This window comes from Buttiauxella sp. WJP83 (genome assembly GCF_027594725.1).
GTDB classification, from domain to species: Bacteria; Pseudomonadota; Gammaproteobacteria; order Enterobacterales; family Enterobacteriaceae; genus Buttiauxella; species Buttiauxella selenatireducens.
In genome coordinates, this window is sequence record NZ_CP110080.1 from 3,193,491 (window position 1) to 3,218,044 (window position 24,554).

Genomic DNA, 24,554 nt, shown 5'->3' on the forward strand with positions numbered 1-24,554 from the left:
CTTAAACGGTCAAGACCACACAACTCTCGGCATCCCAACACAGACGAACTTCGTCGCCCCAAGTTGGCATCCCCTTGCGGTTCCGGTTCTCATTTTGCAACTGCGCGCTAATCATCTGCCCACTCACCAGACGCACGTGATAAATCGACAGGTCGCCAAGATAGGCAATATGCACCACTTCACCGACCGCGAAGTTGTAACGGTCTTCTGGGGGTTCTTCGCAAAGCATGATTTTTTCAGGACGCAGTGCGACGTACACCGGCACACCGTCAACCACCGAAACATCCGGATCAACTTTAAGCGAATGAATCAGCCCAGGGCTTTCAATGATCAGTCCATCTTCATGGCGCTCTTTCAACAGCCCTTCAAAGACGTTCACCGAACCGATAAATTCCGCGCTGTAGCGCGTAGCCGGATATTCGTAGACCTCTTCCGGCTCGCCAATTTGCTCGAACTTGCCACGATTCATAATGGCGATACGTCCCGCCATGGTCATCGCTTCTTCCTGGTCGTGCGTCACCATTACGCAGGTCGCGCCCACGCGCTCGAGTATATCCACCACTTCAAGCTGCATACGGTCACGCAATTTTTTATCCAAAGCGCCCATCGGCTCATCGAGCAGCAATAGTTTTGGCCGTTTCGCAAGGCTTCGTGCCAGCGCGACACGCTGACGCTGTCCGCCGGAAAGCTGGTGCGGTTTACGTTTGGCGTACTCTTGCATATGAACCAGCGTCAGCATTTCCTGTACACGCTGCGCGATTTCATTTTTCGGCAGCTTGTCTTGCTTGAGTCCAAACGCAATATTTTGCTCGACCGTCATATGCGGAAATAGTGCATAGGACTGGAACATCATATTGATGGGCCGCTGATAGGGGGGCACAAGCGATAAATCCACGCCATCCAGTACAATCTGGCCCGCGCTGGGTTGCTCAAAACCCGCCAGCATGCGTAATAGCGTTGATTTACCACAGCCAGATGGCCCGAGCAGCGCAAAAATTTCGCCTTTATAAATAGTCAGATTGACATCGTCAACGGCATGTTGCCCGTCAAAGGACTTAGTGAGGTTGCGAACTTCAAGCAGCGGCGTAAGCGCCTTGCGAGTTTTCGCGTGCGGACGAGGGATTACATCGGTCAATTGTGTGCTCTCCGGCAAAAGCAAAATTCTACCTTTCATCTTTCAAATCGCAGGGGTGTTGGCTGCTTTCGTTCACCCCAGTCACTTACGTATGTAAGCTCCTGGGGATTGTCTCTTGCCGCCTACCTGCAACTTGAAATCTAAAAGTTATAACCAACTAAGATATCTAACTATTTCCCTGTTTTAACTTTAGTCCAGGCACGCGTAATGACACGGTCAACTTTTGGTGATTGCACACCTTGAGTGAACAGTTTGCTGCGAACATCAGCCGGTGGATAAATCCCCGGATTATCACGAATCTCAGCATTTAACAGCGGAGTCGACTCTTTATTCGCATTAGCGTAATAAACGTGATTACTGATATTCGCGACGACATCCGGTCGCATCAGATAGTTAAGGAACTGATAGGCTTCATCTTTATTTTTCGCGTCATTGGTTATTGCGAACATATCGAAGTACACCATCGCCCCTTCTTTAGGAATGGTATAAGCAATATTCACGCCATTTTTGGCTTCTTTAGCGCGGTTTGCCGCCTGGAGAATATCGCCAGACCAACCGATCGCCACGCAGATGTCGCCGTTAGCCAAATCGTTGATGTATTGGGAAGAGTGGAAATAACGGATAGACGGACGCAATTTCAGCAGCAGATCGTTCGCCGCACCGGTGTAATCACTCGGATTGGTGCTGTTAGGATCTTTGCCCAGATAGTGCAATACGCTGGCGTAAACCTCGCTCGGCGCATCAAGGAACGAAACGCCACAGCTTTTCAGTTTCTCAAGGTTTTCTGGTTTCAGGATGAGATCCCAGCTGTCCACCGGCGCATCTTTGCCCAATACCGCTTTGACTTTATCGACGTTATAGCCAATGCCTGTCGTAACCATCATGTACGGAATGCCGTATTTATTGTCATGGTCATTATGGGCGACCAGTTTAAGCATTTCCGGATCGAGGTTTTTGTAGTTCGGTAATTTGCTCTTATCAAGAGGCTGGAAAATACCGGCCTGAGCCTGGCGCTCTAGGAATTGCGAAGAAGGCACGACAAGATCATAACCCGTACTGCCCGCCATTAACTTCCCTTCCAGAACTTCGTTGGAATCGAAGACGTCGTACACCACTTTAATGCCAGTTTCTTTGGTAAAGTTTGCCAACGTATCTGGAGCAATATAATCAGACCAGTTATAAACGTGCAGCGTCTTTTGTTCAGCGGAAAATGTCGTGGCAGAGACTGCCATCAACAAACCCGTCACCATCCCCGACAACAATTTTTTACGTTGGGCGAACATATGTCATTCCTTCTGAATAAAGGGTAAATCTCGCTTTCACGAGCAGAATTTACTCAATCAAACTTTTATGCATTTAGTTAATGCTTTGGGAACATGCAAGAACCATGCATCTCTATTCAAACTACGGTGAAAAAAGCTGGCGCCTTCCCACAGACGTTGCATATTTTAAGTGTCACGCAAGAATAACTGTAGCCAGGGTTAGTGACTATAGCGCGACTAAAAAAGCGCCTTATATCAATTTTTTAACAAAAAAATGCCTACACCGTCGCGTGATACTGGCAACAATGGCGAGAATAATGCTTAGGAATAGCGGGTAAGGCAGGATAAAAAATGTGGGGCGCAGCGGACATAACAGCCGCTGCGTTCAGAAAAGAAACGATCAGTGCAGAAGTTAGTGTAAAAAGTGGGTTTGAACAAGGGCGCCGTCTTGCTCTTCTTCCCCGTCAGAGATGTAGAGCAATTGATTCGCGCACGCTTCCAGAATCACCATCGAGATTTGCTCTTCGCTTTGTTTAACAAAATGAGCAAATTGATCGCGAGTAATTCCAACCGCCGCTTGTAGCGACTGGCAAACCACGAGTTTAGGTAAATTGTCGTCCTGGATATCTAAAAACGCTTTCACCGTCAGTGAACTGGCATTAATAGACGAGAGATCGGATGCCAGGGGCAATAGCGCTGAGGGCTTTACCTCGGCCAGGGCTGAAAACAAGACGATATTATCGACAAGATCGATTTTCGCATCGTAGACACCATCAAAATTCTGCATATGGGGCAGATGGAGCGCCTGGCAGGTATCGCACTCGAAAATGGTCACGCCGATTTCGTCAAGCCAGCGGCGTAAGATGTCCAGAGTAGGGACAACGAGTGAATCCATAAATGCCGTAGCCTCTTTTAAAGGGGTGATTAATAGCCTATCTAAGTCGCGCCATAGCTTACGCAAAAATAGCGCTTCATACTATTATTATGCGTCCAATGGTACCGATGCTCGAATTTAACCGCCCGTTTTCAGGCAATAACCAGGATGGGCCTGTTGCTCAATCCACTTGATCATTAAGGTCGCAATATCGACACCGCTCGTCTTTTCAATGCCTTCCAAACCCGGCGACGCATTAACCTCCATCACCAGCGGGCCACGCTTCGCGCGTAAAATATCGACACCTGCGACATCCAGCCCCAACGTGGCGGCAGCATGAAGGGCAATTTCGCGCTCACGTTCGGTAATTTCGACCTGATTCGCCACGCCCCCGCGGTGTAAATTGGAGCGGAAGTCCCCTGGTTTTGCCTGGCGTTCGATAGCCGCCACCACTTTATTCCCTACCACCAAACAACGAATATCCCTGCCCTGCGCTTCTTTTATATATTCTTGCACCAGTATGTGAGCATTCAGACCGCGGAATGCGTCAATCACGCTTTCCGCGGCCTGCCGCGTTTCCGCTAACACCACGCCGATCCCTTGTGTCCCTTCAACCAACTTCACCACCAGCGGCGCACCACCGACCATGTCGATTAAATCACTGGTGTCATCGGGCGAGTGAGCAAAACCGGTCACGGGTAAATCAATGCCCTGGCGCGCCATGAGCTGCAATGACCGCAGTTTGTCGCGAGCACGAGTGATGGCTACGGATTCGTTAAGGGGATAGCTCCCTAACATTTCAAACTGGCGCAGAACGGCGGTGCCGTAGAAAGTAATTGCGGACCCGATACGTGGGATCACCGCATCATAATGAGGCAACTGGCGGCCTTTATAGTGCACTGACGGAGCCGCCGGATTGATATTCATATAGCAAGATAGGGGATCGATGATTTCAACGACGTGGCCACGGCGAGATGCCGCTTCACGAAGCCGTTTACAAGAATAAAGCGTTCCATCCCGGGATAAAATGGCGATTTTCACCCTGCACCTCAGCGTTTCCAGTCCGATAATAACAGCGCGGTTATCATAGCACCGCCATGGTGTTTCAACGAACGGGCAATGTGTCTGGCGACTGTTTTAACACGTCAATTAAATGACGCGTGGTAGAAGACAGATGATGCGGGTCGTACACCACATAAAGATCGGCTGGGATCGCTTTAGTCAGCGGGCGGAAAGTCACTCCTGGCCAGTTCATTTGCGCATAGCTGTCTGCCATGATCGTCAACCCCATTCCAATACTGACCAGCGCCAGTACAGTCTGCGGCTCAACCGCCTCTCTTACCACTCGCGGCGAAAACCCAGCTTCCCGGCAAACACCTTGCAAAAAAGTCCAGTCAGAATGCACTGCGGTCATCGTGACAAAGGCTTCATGGCGTAACTGTTCAATATCAATAGCTGTTTGTTTTGTTAGCGGGTGCTTTTCCGGCAACGCGACTAAAAACGTCGCGTCATGAAGTTTTTCACTACGCAATCCCGGCGGTGGATTGGTTTCCATGCGCCAGATTCCGGCATCAATGTCGTGACTTCCAAGTAAAGCAAGCTGGTCACCCGGTGATTTCTCGCGGAACAAGATATCAATGGCAGGATTATCCGCGATAAACCTCTGCAACCCCAAACGCAGCCCACCCCAAATTGCCGTACCGACAATTCCCAGATGAATTCGCCCACCTTCCCCACGCCCAATTTGCTCAACGCGCGCCAATGCCTGGTTCGCGCTATCCAGTAGCAGCCGGGTTTCTTCCAGTAAGACTTCACCCGCATAAGTCAGGGCGACGCTTCGAGAATGACGAATAAACAGCACCGTGCCGAGCTGGGATTCTAACTCTTTGATGTGGAAGCTTAGCGGCGGTTGCGACATGTTGAGCCGCGCTGCGGCTTTACCAAAATGCAGCTCTTCCGCTACGGCTTGAAAATAGCGCAGTAGTTTTAAATCGGTACGGTAAGTTCGCTGTGAATGACTCATGAGGCTCCCTATGCTCTGGCAGCCCCATAAGTTATCACTCCTGTCGCTCGCTGTAATCCAGGCGACGATTAATGTGCGACCGGTGCCGAAGCTTTAAGCGATGGCGTGTGACGATACTGGAAACTGAAGTGGAAAATAATCGCCAGCACCAACGCATATCCAGCGAAGACTAACCAAATGGTCGTCCAGTCTTTTACGCCGTCAACACTGAAGTAATCCACAACATAGCCGCTAAGAATTGCGCCAACATACGCACCAATCCCATTAACCATGGTCATGAACAGCCCTTGAGCACTGGCCCGAATACGCGAATCGACTTCTTGTTCTACAAAGACTGAACCGGAAATATTAAAGAAATCGAAGGCGCAACCGTAGACCACCATTGAGAGCAGCAATAACACAAAGCCAAAGGCTGATGGGTCGCCCCAGGCAAACAAAGCAAAGCGCAACACCCACGCCACCATACTCATCAACATCACTTGTTTGATGCCAAAGCGGCGCAAAAAGAATGGGATGGTGAGGATGAACGCCACTTCGGACATTTGAGAAACCGACAGCAAAATTGAGGGATATTGCACCACGAAGCTGTCTGCAAACTCAGGATTACGTGCAAAATCGTGCAGGAACGGGTTGCCAAAAGTATTGGTTATCTGCAAGACCGCACCCAGCAACATAGCGAATAAGAAGAAAACCGCCATGCGAGGGTTTTTGAACAAGACAAATGCATCCAATCCCAGGCGACTCACCCAGCTACGGGACACACCACCTTTAATCACCGCAATAGTCGGTAAGGTGAGTGAATAGAGCGCCAATCCCAGAGAAGCCCCCGCCGCAATGTACAATTGAAGATTACTGAGTTCGAAGCGCATCAGGCTGACAGTCCACATCGCAGCAATAAAACCGATGGTGCCAAACACGCGGATCGGAGGGAAATGGCTGACAGTATCCAGTCCCGCCTTTTCGAGACTGGCATAAGAGATGGTATTTGACAGCGCAATTGTTGGCATAAACGCCATCGCATTACCCAGCATGACCCAAAACATCAGCCCCGGCTGGTTGATGCTCGCAGCCCAGGTAAGCATTGCCGCACACACCAGGTGACACAGTGCATAAACACGATTCGCAGGCAGCCATTTGTCGGCAATAATACCGACGATCCCCGGCATTAATAACGCAGCAATGCCTTTGGTGCTATAGACCATGCCCACGTCAGCCCCTCGGAATCCGAGGGTATTAATCATGTATGAGCCCAGCGTGACCAGCCAAGCCCCCCAAATGAAATACTGCAAAAACAACATGATTTTCAAGCGTGATTTAATCGCTATGGAGTTAATCGCCATGTGTTTTACCCGGTGTGTTGGTAGTGTCTCAGGCGAGCTTGCCCAGGAAACCGCAGATCAGATTGATAAAGTTCTGACGCGAAAGTGCCGCAGCCGCCAGGGTTTGTGCGTGGGAAAGCTGCACGCTGCCCAGGCCTTCGGCCAGGTTTGTAATCGCAGAAACAGCAACCACTTTAAGACCGCAATGGCGAGCACTGATCACTTCAGGCACCACAGACATACCCACAACATCGCCACCAATGATTTGCATCATGCGAATTTCTGCAGCGGTTTCAAAGTTTGGCCCTGGATAGGAGACAAACACCCCTTCCGTGAGCGGGAAGCCCTGCTCTTTCGCTACATTCTGCAAAATGCCGCGGTAGTCGGCATCATAAGCATTTGCCAGAGAGAAGAAACGCTCACCGAAACGCTCATCGTTAGGGCCAACGGTCGGCGTACCCGGCATAGTATTAATGTGATCGTTAAGTGCAACCAGGCTTCCTGGGCCAACTTCAGGGCGCAGTGAACCCGCCGCATTCGTCGAGAACAGGATTTCGCATCCCAGTAATTTGAAGGTGCGAATGGCATTCGTCATCACAGACATGCCGCGTCCTTCATAAAAATGGCCTCGCCCCTTCATACACGCGACGGGAATACCGGCGAGAGTCCCTACCACCAGCTCGCCTGCATGACCGTGAACCGTGCTAACCGGGAATCCAGGCAACTCGTCATAGGGGAAAACGACAGGCTGCTCGATTTTCTCAGCCAGTTCGCCAAGCCCGGAACCCAGAATGAAAGCCACGCGCGGAACCAGGCCATTAATGCGTGAACGGATAATATCTGCGGCGTAAAACGGGGAATTATCAAGTGTAGTCATCGGCATCGGTTGCTCCTTGTCTTGGTGTCGAAATAGCAGAGAAAAATTACTTGCTCTGTTATACCGACTGACAACGATACAAAACCAATACCGTTTGGGCGGGTGATTGATAGTAAAAATGTATTGATTGGCAGCGACCACAGCCGCCGCGAGGCTCATTATCGAGTGATCCAACCTTGCTTATGCAAATAATCGAGAATGAAAGGACGGTTTTCTTTAATGATGGTGCGACGAATATGGTCACTCCATGTGTCACGGCGAGCATTGCTGCCGCGAGAGAGATAATACTGCGCCATATCTTCGTCATACTGTGCCAATACATCTGCATCAACGGGCTTATAGCTATTCTCATGCACCACCATCGCCGCAGGCATGCGTGGTTTGATGTCATGGTCTTCATCAGGCCAACCCAGACACAAACCAAACAATGGCAGAACGTGTTTCGGCAAGGCCAATAATTCAGTCACTTCCTCGATACTATTGCGAATGCCCCCGATGTACACACCGCCTAATCCTAACGATTCCGCAGCCGTAAAAGCATTTTGCGCAAGCAGTGCGGTATCAACAACGCCCAACAATAATTGTTCCGCCAGGCCAAGCTGTGCCTCCGGGCAGATTTGTAGATGCCGATTAAAGTCGGCACAAAACACCCAAAACTCTGCCGCTTGCGCAACATGTCGCTGGCCACCTGTCAGTGGAACAAGCTGCTCACGCAATGATTTATCGGTGATGCGAATAATCGAGCTGCACTGCAAAAAACTGGAACTGGAGGCCGCCTGGGCACTGGCAACAATCTCTGCACGCTGTTCATCTGTAATAGGCGCGTCGGTAAATCGACGAATGGAACGGTGTGAACGCAGCAGATCAATGGTCGGCGTCATCGCGTTTATCCTTTGGCTTGTTTGTAAGAGATTTATCAACGGGTGGCTGGCCTTTGGTCAGCAGCGGCGCAACATTTTGCGCCATTGCCCATACCATGAAGGCTGCCGCGGGAAGCATCAGGGCAATACCCAAAAATACCATGACAATAGCCGCTGTGGCACTTCCAACGGGCGCTGGCAATGTCACGTAACCGTTCAGGGAAAGATATGAAAGAAGCAAAAAAGCAATACCGATAACTTCGAGGACTAACACAGGTTTCGGCAAGGCACCGAGTGAACGCATCCGCTTGTCTCCAGAGGCAATTATCGGCTCAGTATACGACCGCATATGACTTCCCCAAAATATTTCAAGTTGCATCGCGGCGGCAAGAGAACTCACCCGACAATGAGGCAGCTTGAAGTATGAAGGGGATAGGTAGGGAATATCAAACTAACAGGTAATACCTTCTTCCCATTCGTAACCGTTAGCGGCATTATAGTTGCCATTCGCCGGTTCGTTCGGCCACAAAAAATGAAGGAGATACCATGTTTGCAGTGATTTTTGGCCGCCCAGGTTGCCCATATTGCGTTCGTGCTAAAGAGTTGGCTGAGAAACTGACCGCTGAGCGTGACGACTTCAACTTCCGTTATGTTGATATCCATGCAGAAGGCATCAGCAAAGCCGATCTGGAAAAAACTGTCGGTAAGCCTGTTGAAACCGTTCCACAGATCTTCCTCGATCAGAAACACATCGGTGGTTGCACAGATTTCGAAGCTTACGCGAAAGAACACCTGAGTTTGTTCCAGAATGCGGAATAAGCAACAGACAAAAAAACCGGCTCAATGAGCCGGTTTTTTTCACCGCTGACGGCGGAGCACGCTACGTAAAAACAGATAGCACAATGCCCCAAGCGCACACCAAAACACAGCACTAAACATCCAGGCCATTTCTTGCCAGAATGTTCGCGTTGGCGACATCCAAAACTGAATGATGAGCAGACAAAGCGGTGAAGCCAGTACTGCGCCTATCAGCGGTTTGATCACTCGGCCATGGCGGGAAAACACGCTAGCGATAATACCTGGCAGGATAAAAAACAGCATCCCCCACTCAGCGTGTTTATCACCCGGGTAGCTGTTGGCGGCCATTAATTTCTGCGAAAGAAACACGCCAACAAACAACACGAAGCAGCAAACGACCCCAAACCAACGTTGTCCACGCATGAACACACATCCTCCTGACAATCGCCTATATCGAACTTAAAATTACAGTTCTGCATGAGAACCGGCCCGATTGAGATAAGTTTCAGCAATCCTTGCTAAAAAATAGATAGCGCAATTAGCACAATATTCTTACTAGCCGTTAATCTTTATAAAGATTAAACTAAAGGCCATTATCAGGTCTGCGCACTGGATATTTTAATGCAAAGAAAATACATCAAATTGCGTCGTTAATAGTAGAAACCTTAAACCAAAAAACCATCTCTTTCAACAAGTTACTAGTAAACAAGAAGTTAGCCTTCGTGAATATAAACGTCGCAGATTTGTTAAGCGGGAATTACATCCTGTTATTATTTGTTGTTCTGACCTTGGGCTTATGCCTGGGGAAATTACGCCTTGGGCCCGTCCAACTGGGTAATTCCATTGGTGTTTTGGTGGTCTCTTTAATACTCGGCCAACAACATTTTTCGATTAACACTGACGCCCTAAATTTGGGTTTCATGCTGTTCATTTTTTGTGTCGGCGTAGAAGCTGGGCCAAACTTTTTTTCAATTTTCTTCCGCGATGGCAAAAATTATCTGATGTTGGCCCTGGTCATGGTCGGCACTGCCATGTTGCTGGCATTAGGCTTGGGGAAACTCTTTGGCTGGGATATCGGCCTTACCGCCGGGATGCTCGCGGGTTCGATGACCTCCACCCCGGTACTGGTGGGTGCGGGTGATACATTGCGCCATTCGGGGGTCGCTGGAACCCAGCTTGCCGCGTCCCTGGATAACCTTAGCCTCGGTTACGCGCTGACTTATCTTATCGGCCTGGTTAGCCTGATTGTTGGCGCACGCTACTTACCTAAACTTCAGCATCAGGATTTACAAACCAGCGCGCAACAAATTGCTCGGGAGCGCGGGCTGGATACTGACGCCGCTCGCAAGGTGTATTTGCCGGTTATTCGTGCTTACCGCGTAGGTTCTGAGCTGGTCGCCTGGGCTGATGGTAAAAATCTGCGTGAACTCGGTATTTATCGTCAGACCGGTTGCTACATCGAACGTATTCGCCGCAATGGCATTCTGGCAAACCCAGATGGCGACGCAGTGCTGCAAAAAGGTGACGAAATCGCGCTTGTGGGTTATCCTGATGCCCATTCCCGGCTCGACCCAAGTTTCCGTAACGGTAAAGAAGTTTTCGACCGCGACCTGCTGGACATGCGTATTGTCACCGAAGAAATTGTGGTGAAGAATCACAATGCAGTGGGCCGCCGCCTCGGGCAATTAAAGCTGACCGATCATGGCTGCTTCCTCAACCGTGTTATCCGTAGCCAGATTGAAATGCCTATCGACGATAATATCGTGCTCAACAAAGGTGACGTTTTACAAGTCAGCGGTGATGCTCGTCGCGTGAAAACCGTTGCAGAGCGCATCGGCTTTATCTCCATTCACAGCCAAATTACCGACTTACTCGCCTTCTGCGCCTTCTTTATTATTGGCTTGATGATCGGCATGATCACCTTCCAGTTCAGCTCGTTTAGTTTTGGCGTGGGTAATGCGGCAGGTTTACTGTTCGCCGGGATTTTGTTGGGCTTCCTGCGAGCCAACCACCCTACCTTCGGCTATATCCCGCAAGGGGCGCTGAATATGGTGAAAGAGTTCGGTTTGATGGTATTTATGGCAGGCGTTGGTTTAAGCGCTGGCAGCGGCATTGGTAACGGCTTAGGTGCGGTTGGCGGGCAAATGTTGATCGCTGGGCTCATCGTCAGCCTGGTTCCGGTCGTGATCTGCTTCTTGTTTGGTGCATACGTTTTACGCATGAACCGCGCATTACTGTTTGGCGCAATGATGGGCGCACGAACCTGCGCACCAGCAATGGAAATCATCAGCGACACTGCGCGCAGCAACATTCCGGCACTGGGCTACGCCGGGACCTACGCTATCGCTAACGTGTTGCTAACCCTCGCGGGGACGCTAATCGTAATCATATGGCCGGGTTTGTGACCCCTGTAGCAAACAAAGAAAAAAGATTTTTTATGACAGAGCGAACTTTTTGATTGGGGCAAAGTCTTAATTAGTGCCACTGCTTTTCTTTGATGTCCCCAATTTGTGGAGCCCATCAACCCCGCCTCTTTGGTTCAAGGTTGATGGGTTTTTTATTGCCCGAAATTCGTGTTCTTTTTTAAATCAGAAAGTTAGCTCCCCTCCCCTGACTCTGACATGCGATAGCCTGCGCCAAATCTCAAGACTTCATCCATAATTTTGACTCATGCTTTCTGACGAAAGGAAAAACGCTATGTTGGTTAAAGGCAAAGTAGCCGTGATCTTCGGTGGCAGTGGTGCTATCGGCAGCGCAGTTGCACATACTCTGGCGCGCGAGGGGGCGCATGTGATTCTTGGGGCTCGCAACCAGGAAAAGTTGGAGCGAGTTGCCAGCAAAATCCGCGCTGCGGGTGGTAAGGCCGAGACATTTACTATCGACGTACTCAACGAGCATTCAACTCTCGAGGAGACGGATCATCTGGCCCGGCAGGTCGGCGGCTTTGACGTGGTCATAAACACAACCGGTTTTATGCATGTTCAGGGCAAAGGCATTGCGGAGTTGTCCCTCGCCGAGTTCAGGCAAGGAATTGACCCGTTTCTGACAGCACAATTCAACATAGCAAAAGCAGTCTCCCCGCACATGGGCGATGAACGCGCAGGCGTAATCATAACGGTCGTCGCCCCCGCAAGCACAATGGCGATTCCGGGCCACCTTGGTCACGTCGTCGGTTGTGCGGGTACAGAAGCTTTCGTTAAGGCCCTTGCCAGCGAATTTGCACCGAGGAATATTCGAGTTATCTGCGTGCGTTCGCATGCGATAGACGGCGCTGTGCAGGCTGGTTCTTATACCGGTGAGGTGTTCGCACCCAAGGCCCAAGCAATGGGATTGACGGTTGAACAGTGGGTCGGTGGCGCTGTGCAAAGTACCATGCTTAAACGTCTGCCCACGCTTTCTCAAGTGGCCGAGTTAATGACATTTTTGGCATCAGATCATGCCGGTGCAATGACGGCAACAGTAGTCAACATGACTGCGGGTACGACGACCCACTGACAGTCAGGACAGGTAGATGACGGCAGAGGTTGGTCATTTCCCTGTGCCGTCTTCCCACAATTCGAATGAATTTAGGTATGAGTATCCTATTAATTTACTGCCAAGAATTACCCACTCTTTTTAAAATTCAGAGTATTACCTCCATTTCGCCCCACTCTCTGATTTGCGACCAGCATACAAATCATTACTGCAAAACCACCGCCCGAGCTGAGATACAACACCCATGCGGGGTCATACGTGTCAGCGGCAAAGCCTGCTATCACGGGTAAAATCAAGGTGATAACCAGTTGGAAGCGCCAGGCCTTCGCCATCGCTCTGCCGGTTATTGAAGCAGGAAAAGTCTGCATGATGTTTAACGTTGCCAGCACGTACACGATGTTAGTAAAGATATGCGCCATGACGATCAATAACATCGCCACCCATTGCTTATCAGTGATTGAGACCAGCGCGTAGCAGCAAATGAACAGAGCAAGCGAAATGATAAGCACATTGAGTTTCCCTGTATGGCGCTGCAACTGTGCTTCAGACAACAGCAACGGGCCGATGAGCTGTCCCACACTGCGAGCCAGTAACAACATCAATCCAGATTCAGAAGATGTGCCGCCAAAGTTTGGCGCCAATGCAGGTAACAGGGCCATTGCGGGTGCACCAACGAATGCGATTGCCGGTAGAAATAGCAAGCTGCGACGCTGCATTTGTGTGAGTTCCCGCCAGTTGAGGTTGGGTAAAACCTCAACATGTCCCGGAGTACAAACTGGGCGATACGCCCTGTGTGCGGCGAACAGCAGAACTATCCCGAGAATAAAACTCATCGCATCCAGTGCGAGAATTGCCGATGTCGCAATATGTCCATAAAGCAATGTGCCGATGCCGATACCAAGAATGACGTTTGCCGCGAAGATAAACGTTTCCAGGCCAGACGCGGCGGGTAATTCTGCGGATTTAAGGCCGTTTTTTAACGTCTGGCTAAGTACCGGAACCATCATGCCACCCGCAAAAGCCGCTACAGCCTGGCTTGAAAGTAACAAGATCTGGCTATCACTAAATAATGACCATACAGGCAATCCCAGCCCCATCAACCCAATGATTTCACACACAATCATTACTGGAATAGGCGCCATTTTGGTGAGCAATTTTTCGGCCAGATAGCTTCCCGGAAACCCCGGAGCCAGCGCAAGAATATAAGCAAGAGTGAGTACCGAAGGTTTCGCCTCAAGAGCGAGGAGTTTTCCAAAAACGATGACGTAAGTCAGCCCGTTTCCAACTGAAGAGAGGAGTAATGCCGCCCCAAGCAGGGCAAACCAGCGGTGCTGGCGAAGCGTACGCAGAATGAGAAAAAACATGAGTTATCCCTTATCAACAAGCACAAAGTAGTCGCCGACGATTCGTCGGTTTTAAAACTGTGTTTATCGCGAAGGGAAAAACTACATTGGTAACAGACTCACATTAAGAAACTGCTTCAAACTCTAGCTAACAATATGCAGAAAATCACCTGCCAAATTTATCCCACAATTTTTGCCAGCATTCTGCTGAGATCTTCGCGGCTCAGCGGATGCCTGTCAGTCACATAATGCAGTGTCATGCCTTCGATAAAGGCATCCAGCGTTCGGGCGGTTATCGGGTCAAAGAAGGCTTCCAGCACTTGCTGGCTACGACACATCCAGTCTTGCATGATGATTTTTAAGGCGGGGTTGCGGTTAGCGTAGGCATAAAGTTGATACATCACTTGCAGGTTGTAGGAGGAAGCAATTTTCTCGCCGCAAATCATATCGACGATAGCTTCGCAAGCCTCGGTGCGATTGCGGGCTTGCTCCATGCGACTGCGGTACTCATCTGACATCTGAAGAGCGAATTTCGTGAATGCTTCGCTCAGCAATGATTCTATGCCGTCGAAATAATAGGTCATCGACCCTAACGAAACGTCTGCTGCCTCAGCAATTTTGCGGTGTGTAATATGGCTAATTCCATGCTCTACCAGCATATCCAGTGTCGCTTGCAGAATGCGTTCACGTCGTGAAGGATCGTTACGGCGCGGGGCTTTGCTCATTATTTTCGCTCGTTTAAACCGGACTCAAAAGAGTTTACCAGGCTATGTGTACATATGTACACAATCTTGCTAGTGTAATTCGCATTCATCGCCAACCGGTATCTCCATGTCTGCCGCTATTAGCCAACGTAAAGCGACACAACGTCGCACCTGGGCATTATTCGCCTTCTTCTTTCTGCCGGGCCTGGTTATGGCCTCCTGGGCTACACGCACCCCTGCGATTCGGGACACGCTCAGCGTGTCGACTGCGGGTATGGGCATCGTGCTGTTTGGCCTGTCGATTGGCTCGATGAGCGGTATTCTTTGCTCCGGTTGGTTGGTTAAACGTTTTGGTACGCGCAATATTATCCGTAGCGGCATGACGCTAATGGTAACCGGCATGTTGGTGATGGGGGTTGCGCTGTTCCTTTCGTCACCATGGTTGTTTGCTCTCGGGCTTGCGATTTTAGGCGCTGGGCTTGGCTCGTCTGAAGTCGCGATGAACGTTGAAGGTGCCATTGTGGAAGGCCTGCTGAAAAAAACGGTGCTTCCGATGATGCATGGTTTTTACAGTCTCGGAACACTGGCTGGCGCGGGTATTGGCATGAGTCTGACGGCCTTTAACGTCACTGCTTATGGGCATCTGTTGGTGATTGGCCTAATCGTAATTGCGCCGATTATTATCGCGATTACCGCAATTCCTCATGGCGTAGGAAAGGACAATACCGATGCGAACTCTGTTGATGCGCACGAACCGCACCCGCCGTTTTATAAAGATCTTCAACTGATACTGATTGGCACTATTGTGCTGGCGATGGCGTTTGCAGAAGGTTCCGCCAATGACTGGTTACCCCTGCTGATGGTCGACGGCCATGGTTTTAGCCCCACATCCGGCTCAATGATTTATGTCGGGTTTACGCTTGGAATGACCGTTGGGCGCTTTACCGGCGGTTGGTTTATCGACCGCTACAGCCGCGTGACGGTAGTTCGTGCCTGTGCAGTGATGGGGATTTTAGGTATTGGCCTTATCATCTTTGTTGATAATGCCTTTGTGGCAGGCATTTCCGTGATTCTATGGGGATTGGGAACCTCGCTCGGCTTCCCGCTCACCATCTCTGCCGCAGGTGATACCGGGCCTGACCCGGCAACGCGCGTCAGTGTTGTAGCAGCGTCAGGCTATATTGCATTCCTTGTAGGCCCGCCTTTGCTGGGCTTCCTCGGCGAACATTACGGCCTGCGTCTGGCCATGCTGGTCGTGCTGAGTTTGATGGTGGTTGCAGCCCTGGTTGCGAAAGCCGTCGCTAAACCTACTGACCTTGTACCTGAGTTAATTCAACGGAGAAATCGATGAGTGTGAAACTAATTGCCGTCGACATGGATGGAACGTTCCTGGACGATAATAAAGAGTACAACCGCGCACGTTTTGCTGAACTATATGCGCAGATGAAAGAGCAAGGTATTCGGTTTGTGGTCGCCAGTGGCAACCAGTATTACCAGTTAATTTCGTTTTTCCCGGAGATTGCCCACGAGATTTCTTTCGTTGCCGACAACGGGGGATGGGTCGTTAACGAGGGCAAAGATACGTTCAACGGTGAGTTGACACAACAGCAGTTCAACACCGTTATCGACCATCTGCTGACATTACCGCATGTGGAGATCATTGCCTGTGGTAAACGCAGTGGTTATATCCTGAAAAGTTATGACGAGGCATTCAAAAAACTGGCTCGCATGTACTATCACCGTCTTGAACTCGTCGACAACTTCTCACATCTCGACGATATCTTCTTCAAATTCGCGCTGAATCTGCCCGACAGTTTATTAGAAGACACCATGAATTCACTGGCTGAGCAATTCGAAGGTATCATGGTGCCGGTGACCAGCGGTCATGGCTCGATTGACCTTATTATTCCAGGCATTCACAAAGCTAACGGCTTGCGGATACTGCAAGAAAAATGGGGTATCGATGACAGCGAAGTCGTCACGTTTGGCGATGGCGGCAACGATATAGAGATGCTGCGTCAGGCCAGGTTCGGCTTTGCTATGGCCAATGCTCCTGAAAAAATTAAACACGTTGCATCTTATCAGGCTGGACATTGCAATCAGCAAGGTGTGTTGGATGTGATTGAAAAAGTCCTGAAGAAAGAATCACCGTTTGACGAGTGATTCGAAAAGAGGGGCAAATATGCCCCTCTTTTTTACTTTACAACGCTTTAAGCCACAACAATAAACCGTACCCCACCGCCGCCGCCCACAATAACATCGGCAATGAATAGTAGTGGAAACGTACCCAAATACGGCGATCGTTGGCCATACGTAAGGCAATCAGATTCGCCAGTGAACCGGGCAGCAGACCAAAACCGCCAATATTTACCGCGAAAGCGAGCAACATCGACGCGGGCACGTAATTCAGCAGCAAAATCGTCGAGGGAACATTACTAATCACCTGCGACAAACCGATTCCCAGAGCGAATATCCCCCCAGTAGAAAGCTGATTAATGCCTGCTAATGCGTGCTGTAACACCGGAAGCTGCGTTATCAGATACACATCGATAAACATCACCATAAATACCAACAGCAAACTCCAGTCGATATTCAGCAATACTCTGCGGGCCAGCACAAGAAACCCCGCGGCCACGACGACCAGTCCCCAGATCTCTTGTTTTAGCTCCAGCGCGACAATAAATACCCCATACAACGCAACACAACTCAGCACCAGTTTTGGCTGCCAGTCATGTTTTTTATCATGACTCTGGTAAATGAGTTTTTTATTGGGAAAACAGAACCAACTAAGCGCCAACAGGCTGAGCATGATAGCCAGCGCCAGCGGGGCCATTTGCCAGCTAAATTCCCCGAACGATAAGCCCGTACGCCCCCACAGCAAAATGTTCTGCGGATTACCAATTGGCGTAAGCATTGAGCCAGCATTCACCGCTAACGCTTCAAAAATAATCAGTCGGTTAATGGGGATCGCGCACATTTTTTTCAGCGTGATGGTTAACGGCACGATAATAAACAGTGCAACGTCGTTGGTCAGAAACGTTGAGAGCAATGCCGCCGCGCTGATTAAAAACAGGGCAAGCGTTCGCTCATTATCAAAACGTTTCACCATCCGACGGCCCAGCACATCGAAATAGCCACTCAACTCCACGCCTTTGGTCAACATCATTAAGCCAGCAAGCGTAATAATGGTGTGCCAATCAATGGCATTCGCCCAAAGGGTTGGATGAAAAGGCGCGATAAAACTCAGAACCACACCAATAAGTAGCAATAGATGAAGGAATCGATCGCGAGCAAAAGGGCGAATCAGGGTTAACAACATTCCTACTTGAACCCTCGCTGCTCACTAAACAAGCGAAAGGCTGCCAGGGTCTCTTCACTGACGTGATGCTCTACCCCTTCAGCGTCAATCCTTGCGGTTTCCGGGCTAATACCCAATGCGAGGAAAAAATTCTCGACGATCTGATGACGCTCACGACTGATTTGCGCCAGTTTTTCACCTTCAGCAGTCAGAAACACACCCCGCCACGGTATTTGCTCAATAAGGCCTACCGAGGCAAGTCTTTTTAACATTTTTGCAACTGTCGGCTGAGAAACACCGAGTCGCGCCGCCATGTCTACCTGGCGCACTTCCCCTACTTCGCGAATCAAATCTGAAATCAACTCAACGTAGTCATCAATTAATTCACGACGGTGCGCTTCCCGCACCTGCCGAAAGCCTTCGACATGCTCTTCAACATTTACCAACTGCGTCACTTTCTGTTTATTTTTTTGGCCAGGCGTACGGCTCATGATGCTTCCTCATGCAGTGGCGCGGCATCGTCCAATGACGACGTTTGGCCCCATTGTAAACCAGCATCACGTAAGCACAAAAATTTAACGAATTAGCAATAGCTATACAATATAGCCTGTGCTATATCTGTATGTAATGCAATCAGCCCTAAAGGGAATCAAGGGCAGCAGAAGTGAACGGGAGGAAATAATGAGCGAATTTAAAAGGTGCATGAAAGTGTTTACACATTCCCCATTTCAAGTGCGGCTGATGCTGCTGAACATGTTATGTGATTGGGTTTCCGGGAAACCAGAGCAGGGCGAAAAACCTAAGTCGTAGGCAGCCGCCCTGCCTTCTTCTGCTTTAGTCTCTCAGGAATCTAACCACAGCTTGTTTGTAACAGTTCATTTCAATAGATTCAGTGAATACCTCGCGCTAAGGCGCTTAAACCCTACCATTTGTCGGATTTGCTACCTGTTTCGCAAAACACACTTCTCTTATCAGTTGATCTTCTTATCGTACCGCTCTATCTTCTTGCAGCCCTGCACATGAAACGGCTCGCAGATGCGGTCCAGTCTCCCTTCTTTTCCGTCTGTCAGGCAGGTTCTTACCCTCGTCGCCAGGGTTTTCGCATGGCGTTTAGTAGATCTCGATAAACATGAATTTAACGGTTAAAGATACCCTGACGATTCGCGCAGTTGCGCTTAATCCGTGGACTGGTTTTTATTTCCTTCAGTCTTTATTGATTAACTTTGCTCTCGGTTACGAATTTAGCATTCTGTATGCAGTGGCATTCAGTTGTGTCTTACTGCTGCTGTGGCGCAGTGCACCCAAATTACAAAAAGGTTTACTGGCGATTTGCAGCCTGATTGCTGCTATGTATTTCCCCTTTGGCCAGGCCTACGGTTCGCCGAACTTTAATACCCTACTTGCCCTGCACTCGACTAATTTCGAAGAATCCACGGAATTGATGACCATCTTCCCGTGGTACAGCTATTTAGTGTCGCTATTTATTCTTGCGCTCGGTGTTATTGCTTTGCGCCGCAAAATTGCGCCGAAAAAACGCCTGTGGTGCCATTTTGATAGTTTATGTCTGGTCGTTAGCGTGGTGTGTTTCTTTGTCGCTCCGGTACAAAACCTGGCCTATGGCGGCGTATTTAAAATCAAAGATTCCGGCTACCCGGTATTCCGCTTCGTTAAAGATGTTGTCGTCAACAATCAGGAAGTTATTGATGAGCAAACGCGCATGCAGGCCTTCGCGCAAATGAAGGACACCTGGAATGTGCTGGCAGTTAAACCAAAATATCAAACTTACGTGGTAGTAATTGGCGAAAGCGCGCGCCGCGACGTATTAGGTGCATTTGGCGGCCATTGGGACAACACCCCGTTTGCCAGCCAGGTCAACGGCAATCTGTTTATGGATTATGTGGCCGCCAGCGGCTCAACTCAGAAATCACTGGGCATGACGCTTAACCGAGTCATTGATGGCAAACCGCAATATCAGGACAACATCATTACGCTTGCTAACCGCGCTGGTTTCCAGACCTGGTGGTTCTCAAATCAGGGACAAATTGGTGAGTACGATACCGCTATCGCCAGCATCGCTAAACGTGCTGATGAAGTGCAGTTCCTGAAAAGCGGAGATTTTGAAGCAGATAAAAATACCCGTGATGAAGCCTTGCTCAAAATGACGGCTCAGGTATTTGCGACACCACGCACCACGCCGCAATTAATCGTTCTGCATTTGATGGGGTCACATCCTCAAGCATGCGACCGGACGCAAGGTAAGTATAAAGATTTCGTCCAGTCGAAAGAGACGTCTTGTTATATCTATAGCATGACGCAAACCGACGATTTGCTAAAACAACTCTACCAACAGCTACAAAATAGCGGCGAGAGTTTCTCGATGGTTTACTTCTCCGACCATGGTCTGGCAGTCAAAGAACGCGGTACAGATGTGCAGTATCTGGCGCATGATGATGCGTTCCAACAAAACTTCCAGGTACCATTTATGGTGCTGTCCAGTGACGATAAAGTGCATCGCCAGATAAAAGCGCGCCGTTCAGCAAATGATTTCCTGAATTTCTTCTCTGCGTGGACGGGGATTAAAACCAAAGAGTTAACGCCGAAGTACAAATTCATCTCTGAGCAAAATGCCGGGCCAATCTACATCACCAACTTTAAGCTCAAGAAGGTGGACTATACTCATCTTCAGACGGATGTGTTTGAAACCAAAACACGGTAACTCAAATTGTAGATATAAAAAATCCGCCACTAAGGGCGGATTTTTTTTCACTCGATAAAAGAGTGAAATTAGAAGCGGTAACCCACGCCTGCGATCCAGGTGCCAACATCAACGTTACGGATGCGGCTCTGCTCGTAGGAAACGTCCAGAGCAACGTTTTCGATTGGGTTAAACTGCATACCTGCGCCGTAAGAGAAACCGTAGTCGCTGGTGTCAGATTTGTTAGGGAAAGCGGTGTTCTGGAATTTACCGTAGCCCACACCCACTACACCGTAGATGCTTGCCCAATCGTTGATGCGGTAAGCAGGACCAGCAGTGATACCGTAGTATTGGCCTTTGTTATAAACGCCATCTTCAGTACGGTTTTTCTCGGTGTAAGTGAAAGAACCGATGTAACCCAGTGGGGTGTCGTTTTCGTAACGGTATTTCAGGTTAAAACCGCTAGCTTTGTTAGCAACGCCCTGCATATCGCTCTGTGCGTAGCCACCGGTTACGGTGCTAGTTGCTGCAGATGCGGTACCAACGGAAACGGCCAGAACACAAGCCAGTGCTGAAAGACATGCAATTTTTTTCATAATCCACCTCAAATGTGCTTCAAGTAACTTCTAAGTTTTTAATATATCAAAATTGTGTCAGAAACTCTTCGACATTTACGTTGTCTAATGAACCCTTTCATGTAACAGATCATTTCCATTACATCCTACTACCTTAAATTCATAGACTTTTTGTCAGAAAGCGACGTAATTGTTGGCATAAAATGCAACATAGTCATCCAGATAATTCTTAAACAATTTCGAACAAATCTTATGCATTCACACAGTTATCTTACTGCATCGGGCCATTATTTTTTTCAATGAAATCTCAACCAGCCATAACTTAATCATTTACACTGGGGTCACTTTTACTTTCTTGACCAAAATAGACACTGACTGACAGGATGCTGGATGCCGTTATCGCCACGTAAAACCCCCATATGGTTACCTATTGTTGTTCTTTTGATTGCCATGACGTCGATTCAAAGTGGTGCATCACTTGCAAAATCGCTTTTCCCACTAGTCGGTGCGCCTGGAGTGACGGCGTTACGCCTGGCGCTGGGAACATTGATTCTGGTGGTTGTCTTTAAGCCGTGGAGACTCCGATTCAAAGCTGAGCAACGCATCCCTTTATTGATGTACGGGCTGGCGCTCGGGGGCATGAACTACCTGTTTTATTTATCTATCCAAACCGTGCCGCTCGGGATTGCAGTCGCGCTTGAGTTCACCGGCCCGCTCGCCGTGGCTCTGTTTTCATCACGCCGAGCAGTGGATTTTATCTGGGTGATATTGGCGGTATTAGGTCTTTGGTTCTTGTTACCACTCGGGCAATCAATTTCGCATGTCGATCTCGCGGGTGCCGCCTATGCTCTGGGTGCCGGGGCTTGTTGGGCGATTTACATCCTGTTTGGACAGAAAGCGGGGGCCGATCATGGGCCAGCAACGGTGGCATTCGGTTCGCTTATTGCGGCAATGGTCTTTGTGCCGATTGGCGCATGGCAATCAGGGGAACTCCTCTGGCATTGGTCACTTTTACCGCTAGGCCTTGGCGTTGCGGTGTTATCGACGGCTCTGCCCTACTCGCTGGAAATGATTGCGCTCACGCGATTACCGACTCGCACCTTTGGCACGCTGATGAGTATGGAACCCGGGCTCGCAGCACTGTCAGGGATGTTGTTCCTTGGTGAACATCTGACGTTGGTTCAATGGCTGGCGCTGCTCTCAATTATTGCCGCATCCATCGGCTCGACGCTGACACTCAAGCGCGAAACACAGATTACTAGCGTCGATGTAAATTAAGCCTTTCTATTATTTACCGTGGTAATTGTAATCACGGTAAATAACTTCACCCATGCGAAAACAATAATAATTACTATTCAATATTCATGTTTGTTTTATTTCTCTTACCGCCTGCAACATAATATTAAAAATCATTTATTAACAATGAGTTAATAAATTCCATTAATTAATCTCTATTTATCTGATAGGTATTAACGACTCCGGTGAAATCAAAATCCGGTGCTATACTTATTTCCGGTAATTCATTGGACATACCCGTCATACTTCGAGCTGCAGGGGTGTTGTCTGCACTCACTCACCCCAGTCACTTACTAAAGTAAGCTCCTGGGGATTCCTGAGTTTGCCGCCTACCTGCAACTCGAATTATTTAGGGTATATAACATCAAGAGGATGAAAGATTATGACTACCGCTAAACTGGTAAAAACCAAATCTACCAATCTGCTGTATACCCGTAACGATGTTGCAGACAGCGAAAAGAAAGCGACCATTGAGCTGCTCAATCGCCAGGTCATCCAGTTCATTGATTTGTCGTTGATTACCAAGCAAGCGCACTGGAATATGCGTGGTGCCAACTTTATTGCAGTACATGAAATGCTTGACGGTTTCCGCACCGCCCTCACAGACCATCTTGACACTATGGCTGAACGCGCCGTTCAACTGGGTGGAGTCGCTCTGGGTACAACTCAAGTCATTAACAGTAAAACACCGCTGAAAAGTTATCCGCTGGATATCCACTCGGTTCAGGATCATCTGAAAGAGTTAGCCGATCGTTATGCCATTGTGGCTAACGATGTGCGTAAAGCAATCAGTGAAGCCAAAGACGAGGATACTGCTGATATCCTGACCGCAGCTTCACGCGATCTGGACAAATTCTTGTGGTTTATCGAGTCGAATATCGATTAATTGCGAGCGATTTGTGACTTCATCCTCCCGTCTTCGGGGGGATGCTTGCACTGTTTTAGCGCATTGTTTTGTTATCTCCCTCTACAAAAGTTACTCATTTGTAATAATCACTTCACACAATCGTTAACAGATGATTGTTTTGCCGCCTTAATCTGCGGTAAAAATAGGCTTCAACATTTCTCCCCACTTTACGCACCAAAATTGGGCACCATAACAGTGCATCGTAACTGGCTTGCAACCATTATTGTGCAATGTTACATATTCACATCCTTGCAAAAACAGTAAGTTGAAAACCTGGCACGATTTTTCCATGTTACGGTTTGCTGATGCAGGGGATTGCCCCATGGATAAACAAGGAAATGCTATGAAGTCGATTTTGAAAGTTTCACTGGCTGCACTCACCCTGGCTTTTGCGGTTTCTTCCCACGCCGCTGATAAGAAACTGGTCGTTGCGACCGACACCGCATTCGTTCCTTTCGAATTTAAACAAGGCGACAAATACGTCGGTTTTGATATCGATTTGTGGGATGCCGTAGCAAAAGAATTAAAACTGGATTACACCCTCAAACCTATGGATTTCAGCGGCATTATTCCTGCGCTGCAAACCAAAAACATTGACCTGGCGTTGGCGGGTATCACCATTACTCCTGAGCGTCAAAAGGCTATCGAATTCTCTGACGGTTACTACAAAAGCGGCCTGTTGGTGATGGTTAAAGCCGACAACGACACCGTTAAAAGCGTCAAAGATCTCGACGGCAAAGTGGTTGCGGTGAAGAGCGGCACCGGCTCTGTTGATTACGCGAAAGCAAATATCAAAACTAAAGACCTGCGTCAGTTCCCGAACATCGATAACGCTTACATGGAACTGGGCACAAACCGTGCTGACGCAGTATTGCATGACACACCAAACATCCTGTACTTCATCAAAACTGCAGGCCAGGGCAAGTTCAAAGCTGTAGGTGATTCTCTGGAAGCACAGCAATACGGCATCGCCTTCCCTAAAGGAAGCGATGAACTGCGTACTAAAGTTAACGGCGCGCTGAAAACACTGAAAGAGAACGGAAAGTACAACGAAATCTACAAAAAATGGTTCGGTACTGAACCAAAATAATAATTCTAAAGTTTTATGAGTCAC

The 24,554-nt window shown here is 49.0% G+C and carries 25 protein-coding genes; 10 read left to right on the top strand and 15 right to left on the bottom strand.

Translation table 11 applies throughout. The annotated features are described in order from the left end of the window. Position 1 precedes the first annotated feature (1 nt). The 9 genes from potG to OH773_RS14855 form a co-directional block, all read right to left on the bottom strand. The gene (gene potG, locus OH773_RS14815; RefSeq protein ID WP_270139540.1) at positions 2–1,135 is read right to left on the bottom strand and encodes a putrescine ABC transporter ATP-binding subunit PotG; all 1,134 of its coding nucleotides are present in this window, start codon (positions 1,133–1,135) and stop codon (positions 2–4) included. 170 nt (positions 1,136–1,305) lie between these two features. After that, positions 1,306–2,418, bottom strand: a complete 1,113-nt coding sequence (gene potF, locus OH773_RS14820) for a spermidine/putrescine ABC transporter substrate-binding protein PotF (RefSeq protein ID WP_270139541.1) — start codon at positions 2,416–2,418, stop codon at positions 1,306–1,308. Positions 2,419–2,809: 391 nt separating this feature from the next. Next, positions 2,810–3,292 (bottom strand): YbjN domain-containing protein, encoded by a 483-nt coding sequence (locus OH773_RS14825; RefSeq protein WP_270139542.1) that lies wholly within the window; start codon positions 3,290–3,292, stop codon positions 2,810–2,812. Positions 3,293–3,409: 117 nt separating this feature from the next. Then, the gene (rimK, locus tag OH773_RS14830; protein WP_270139543.1) at positions 3,410–4,312 is read right to left on the bottom strand and encodes a 30S ribosomal protein S6--L-glutamate ligase; all 903 of its coding nucleotides are present in this window, start codon (positions 4,310–4,312) and stop codon (positions 3,410–3,412) included. Positions 4,313–4,376: 64 nt separating this feature from the next. Next, positions 4,377–5,294 carry a LysR family transcriptional regulator gene (locus tag OH773_RS14835; protein ID WP_270139544.1) on the bottom strand — a complete coding sequence of 306 codons (918 nt, stop codon included), beginning with the start codon at positions 5,292–5,294 and terminating at the stop codon, positions 4,377–4,379. Between the two features lie 68 nt (positions 5,295–5,362). Next, on the bottom strand, positions 5,363–6,619 hold the full coding sequence (locus OH773_RS14840; protein ID WP_270145883.1) for a nucleoside permease: 1,257 nt from the start codon (positions 6,617–6,619) through the stop codon (positions 5,363–5,365). Positions 6,620–6,662: 43 nt separating this feature from the next. Next, the gene (gene xapA, locus OH773_RS14845; RefSeq protein ID WP_270139545.1) at positions 6,663–7,496 is read right to left on the bottom strand and encodes a xanthosine phosphorylase; all 834 of its coding nucleotides are present in this window, start codon (positions 7,494–7,496) and stop codon (positions 6,663–6,665) included. A gap of 152 nt (positions 7,497–7,648) precedes the next feature. After that, positions 7,649–8,371, bottom strand: a complete 723-nt coding sequence (nfsA, locus tag OH773_RS14850; RefSeq protein ID WP_270139546.1) for an oxygen-insensitive NADPH nitroreductase — start codon at positions 8,369–8,371, stop codon at positions 7,649–7,651. Continuing rightward, positions 8,355–8,654, bottom strand: coding sequence for a YbjC family protein (locus OH773_RS14855; RefSeq protein WP_270139547.1), 300 nt, complete (start codon positions 8,652–8,654; stop codon positions 8,355–8,357). The genes nfsA and OH773_RS14855 overlap by 17 nt, the downstream gene beginning before the upstream one ends. A 242-nt stretch (positions 8,655–8,896) precedes the next feature. Between OH773_RS14855 and OH773_RS14860 the strand changes: the two genes are divergently transcribed. Then, positions 8,897–9,169, top strand: coding sequence for a GrxA family glutaredoxin (locus OH773_RS14860; protein WP_034456459.1), 273 nt, complete (start codon positions 8,897–8,899; stop codon positions 9,167–9,169). A 39-nt stretch (positions 9,170–9,208) separates the two neighbouring features. Here OH773_RS14860 and OH773_RS14865 read toward each other — a convergent pair whose 3' ends face one another. Then, a complete protein-coding gene (locus tag OH773_RS14865) occupies positions 9,209–9,571 on the bottom strand; it encodes an inner membrane protein YbjM (protein ID WP_270139548.1) in 363 nt (120 codons plus the stop codon). 299 nt (positions 9,572–9,870) lie between these two features. Between OH773_RS14865 and OH773_RS14870 the strand changes: the two genes are divergently transcribed. Continuing rightward, positions 9,871–11,553: an aspartate:alanine antiporter gene (locus tag OH773_RS14870; protein ID WP_270139549.1), complete on the top strand. Its 1,683-nt coding sequence runs from the start codon at positions 9,871–9,873 to the stop codon at positions 11,551–11,553. A 292-nt stretch (positions 11,554–11,845) separates the two neighbouring features. Beyond that, on the top strand, positions 11,846–12,643 hold the full coding sequence (locus tag OH773_RS14875; RefSeq protein ID WP_270139550.1) for an SDR family NAD(P)-dependent oxidoreductase: 798 nt from the start codon (positions 11,846–11,848) through the stop codon (positions 12,641–12,643). Positions 12,644–12,750: 107 nt separating this feature from the next. On the opposite strand, the gene OH773_RS14880 is transcribed toward OH773_RS14875, so the two are convergent. Continuing rightward, on the bottom strand, positions 12,751–13,986 hold the full coding sequence (locus OH773_RS14880; protein WP_270139551.1) for an MFS transporter: 1,236 nt from the start codon (positions 13,984–13,986) through the stop codon (positions 12,751–12,753). 158 nt (positions 13,987–14,144) lie between these two features. After that, entirely contained in the window at positions 14,145–14,690 is a 546-nt protein-coding gene (locus OH773_RS14885) for a TetR/AcrR family transcriptional regulator (protein WP_270139552.1), read from the bottom strand. 106 nt (positions 14,691–14,796) lie between these two features. On the opposite strand from OH773_RS14885, the gene OH773_RS14890 reads away from it, so the two are divergent. After that, positions 14,797–16,020, top strand: a complete 1,224-nt coding sequence (locus OH773_RS14890) for an MFS transporter (protein WP_183270933.1) — start codon at positions 14,797–14,799, stop codon at positions 16,018–16,020. Beyond that, positions 16,017–16,832, top strand: a complete 816-nt coding sequence (locus OH773_RS14895) for a Cof-type HAD-IIB family hydrolase (protein WP_270139553.1) — start codon at positions 16,017–16,019, stop codon at positions 16,830–16,832. The genes OH773_RS14890 and OH773_RS14895 overlap by 4 nt, the downstream gene beginning before the upstream one ends. Positions 16,833–16,869: 37 nt before the next feature. Here OH773_RS14895 and OH773_RS14900 read toward each other — a convergent pair whose 3' ends face one another. Next, the gene (locus OH773_RS14900; RefSeq protein WP_270139554.1) at positions 16,870–17,988 is read right to left on the bottom strand and encodes an SLC13 family permease; all 1,119 of its coding nucleotides are present in this window, start codon (positions 17,986–17,988) and stop codon (positions 16,870–16,872) included. A gap of 2 nt (positions 17,989–17,990) precedes the next feature. Next, positions 17,991–18,458, bottom strand: coding sequence for a manganese-binding transcriptional regulator MntR (gene mntR / locus OH773_RS14905; RefSeq protein WP_064548362.1), 468 nt, complete (start codon positions 18,456–18,458; stop codon positions 17,991–17,993). 190 nt (positions 18,459–18,648) lie between these two features. On the opposite strand from mntR, the gene mntS reads away from it, so the two are divergent. Together mntS and OH773_RS14915 are read left to right on the top strand one after the other, a co-directional pair. Further along, positions 18,649–18,777: a manganase accumulation protein MntS gene (gene mntS, locus OH773_RS14910; RefSeq protein WP_183270983.1), complete on the top strand. Its 129-nt coding sequence runs from the start codon at positions 18,649–18,651 to the stop codon at positions 18,775–18,777. A gap of 319 nt (positions 18,778–19,096) precedes the next feature. Beyond that, on the top strand, positions 19,097–20,683 hold the full coding sequence (locus OH773_RS14915) for a sulfatase-like hydrolase/transferase (RefSeq protein ID WP_270139555.1): 1,587 nt from the start codon (positions 19,097–19,099) through the stop codon (positions 20,681–20,683). A 68-nt stretch (positions 20,684–20,751) separates the two neighbouring features. On the opposite strand, the gene ompX is transcribed toward OH773_RS14915, so the two are convergent. Further along, a complete protein-coding gene (ompX, locus tag OH773_RS14920; protein WP_183270985.1) occupies positions 20,752–21,258 on the bottom strand; it encodes an outer membrane protein OmpX in 507 nt (168 codons plus the stop codon). A 369-nt stretch (positions 21,259–21,627) separates the two neighbouring features. Between ompX and rhtA the strand changes: the two genes are divergently transcribed. From rhtA to glnH, 3 genes are all read left to right on the top strand, one after another. After that, a complete protein-coding gene (gene rhtA / locus OH773_RS14925; RefSeq protein WP_270139556.1) occupies positions 21,628–22,515 on the top strand; it encodes a threonine/homoserine exporter RhtA in 888 nt (295 codons plus the stop codon). 400 nt (positions 22,516–22,915) lie between these two features. After that, positions 22,916–23,419, top strand: coding sequence for a DNA starvation/stationary phase protection protein Dps (gene dps / locus OH773_RS14930; protein WP_270139558.1), 504 nt, complete (start codon positions 22,916–22,918; stop codon positions 23,417–23,419). Positions 23,420–23,783: 364 nt separating this feature from the next. Next, positions 23,784–24,530, top strand: a complete 747-nt coding sequence (gene glnH / locus OH773_RS14935) for a glutamine ABC transporter substrate-binding protein GlnH (protein ID WP_183270988.1) — start codon at positions 23,784–23,786, stop codon at positions 24,528–24,530. The last annotated feature ends 24 nt before the right edge of the window (positions 24,531–24,554 follow it).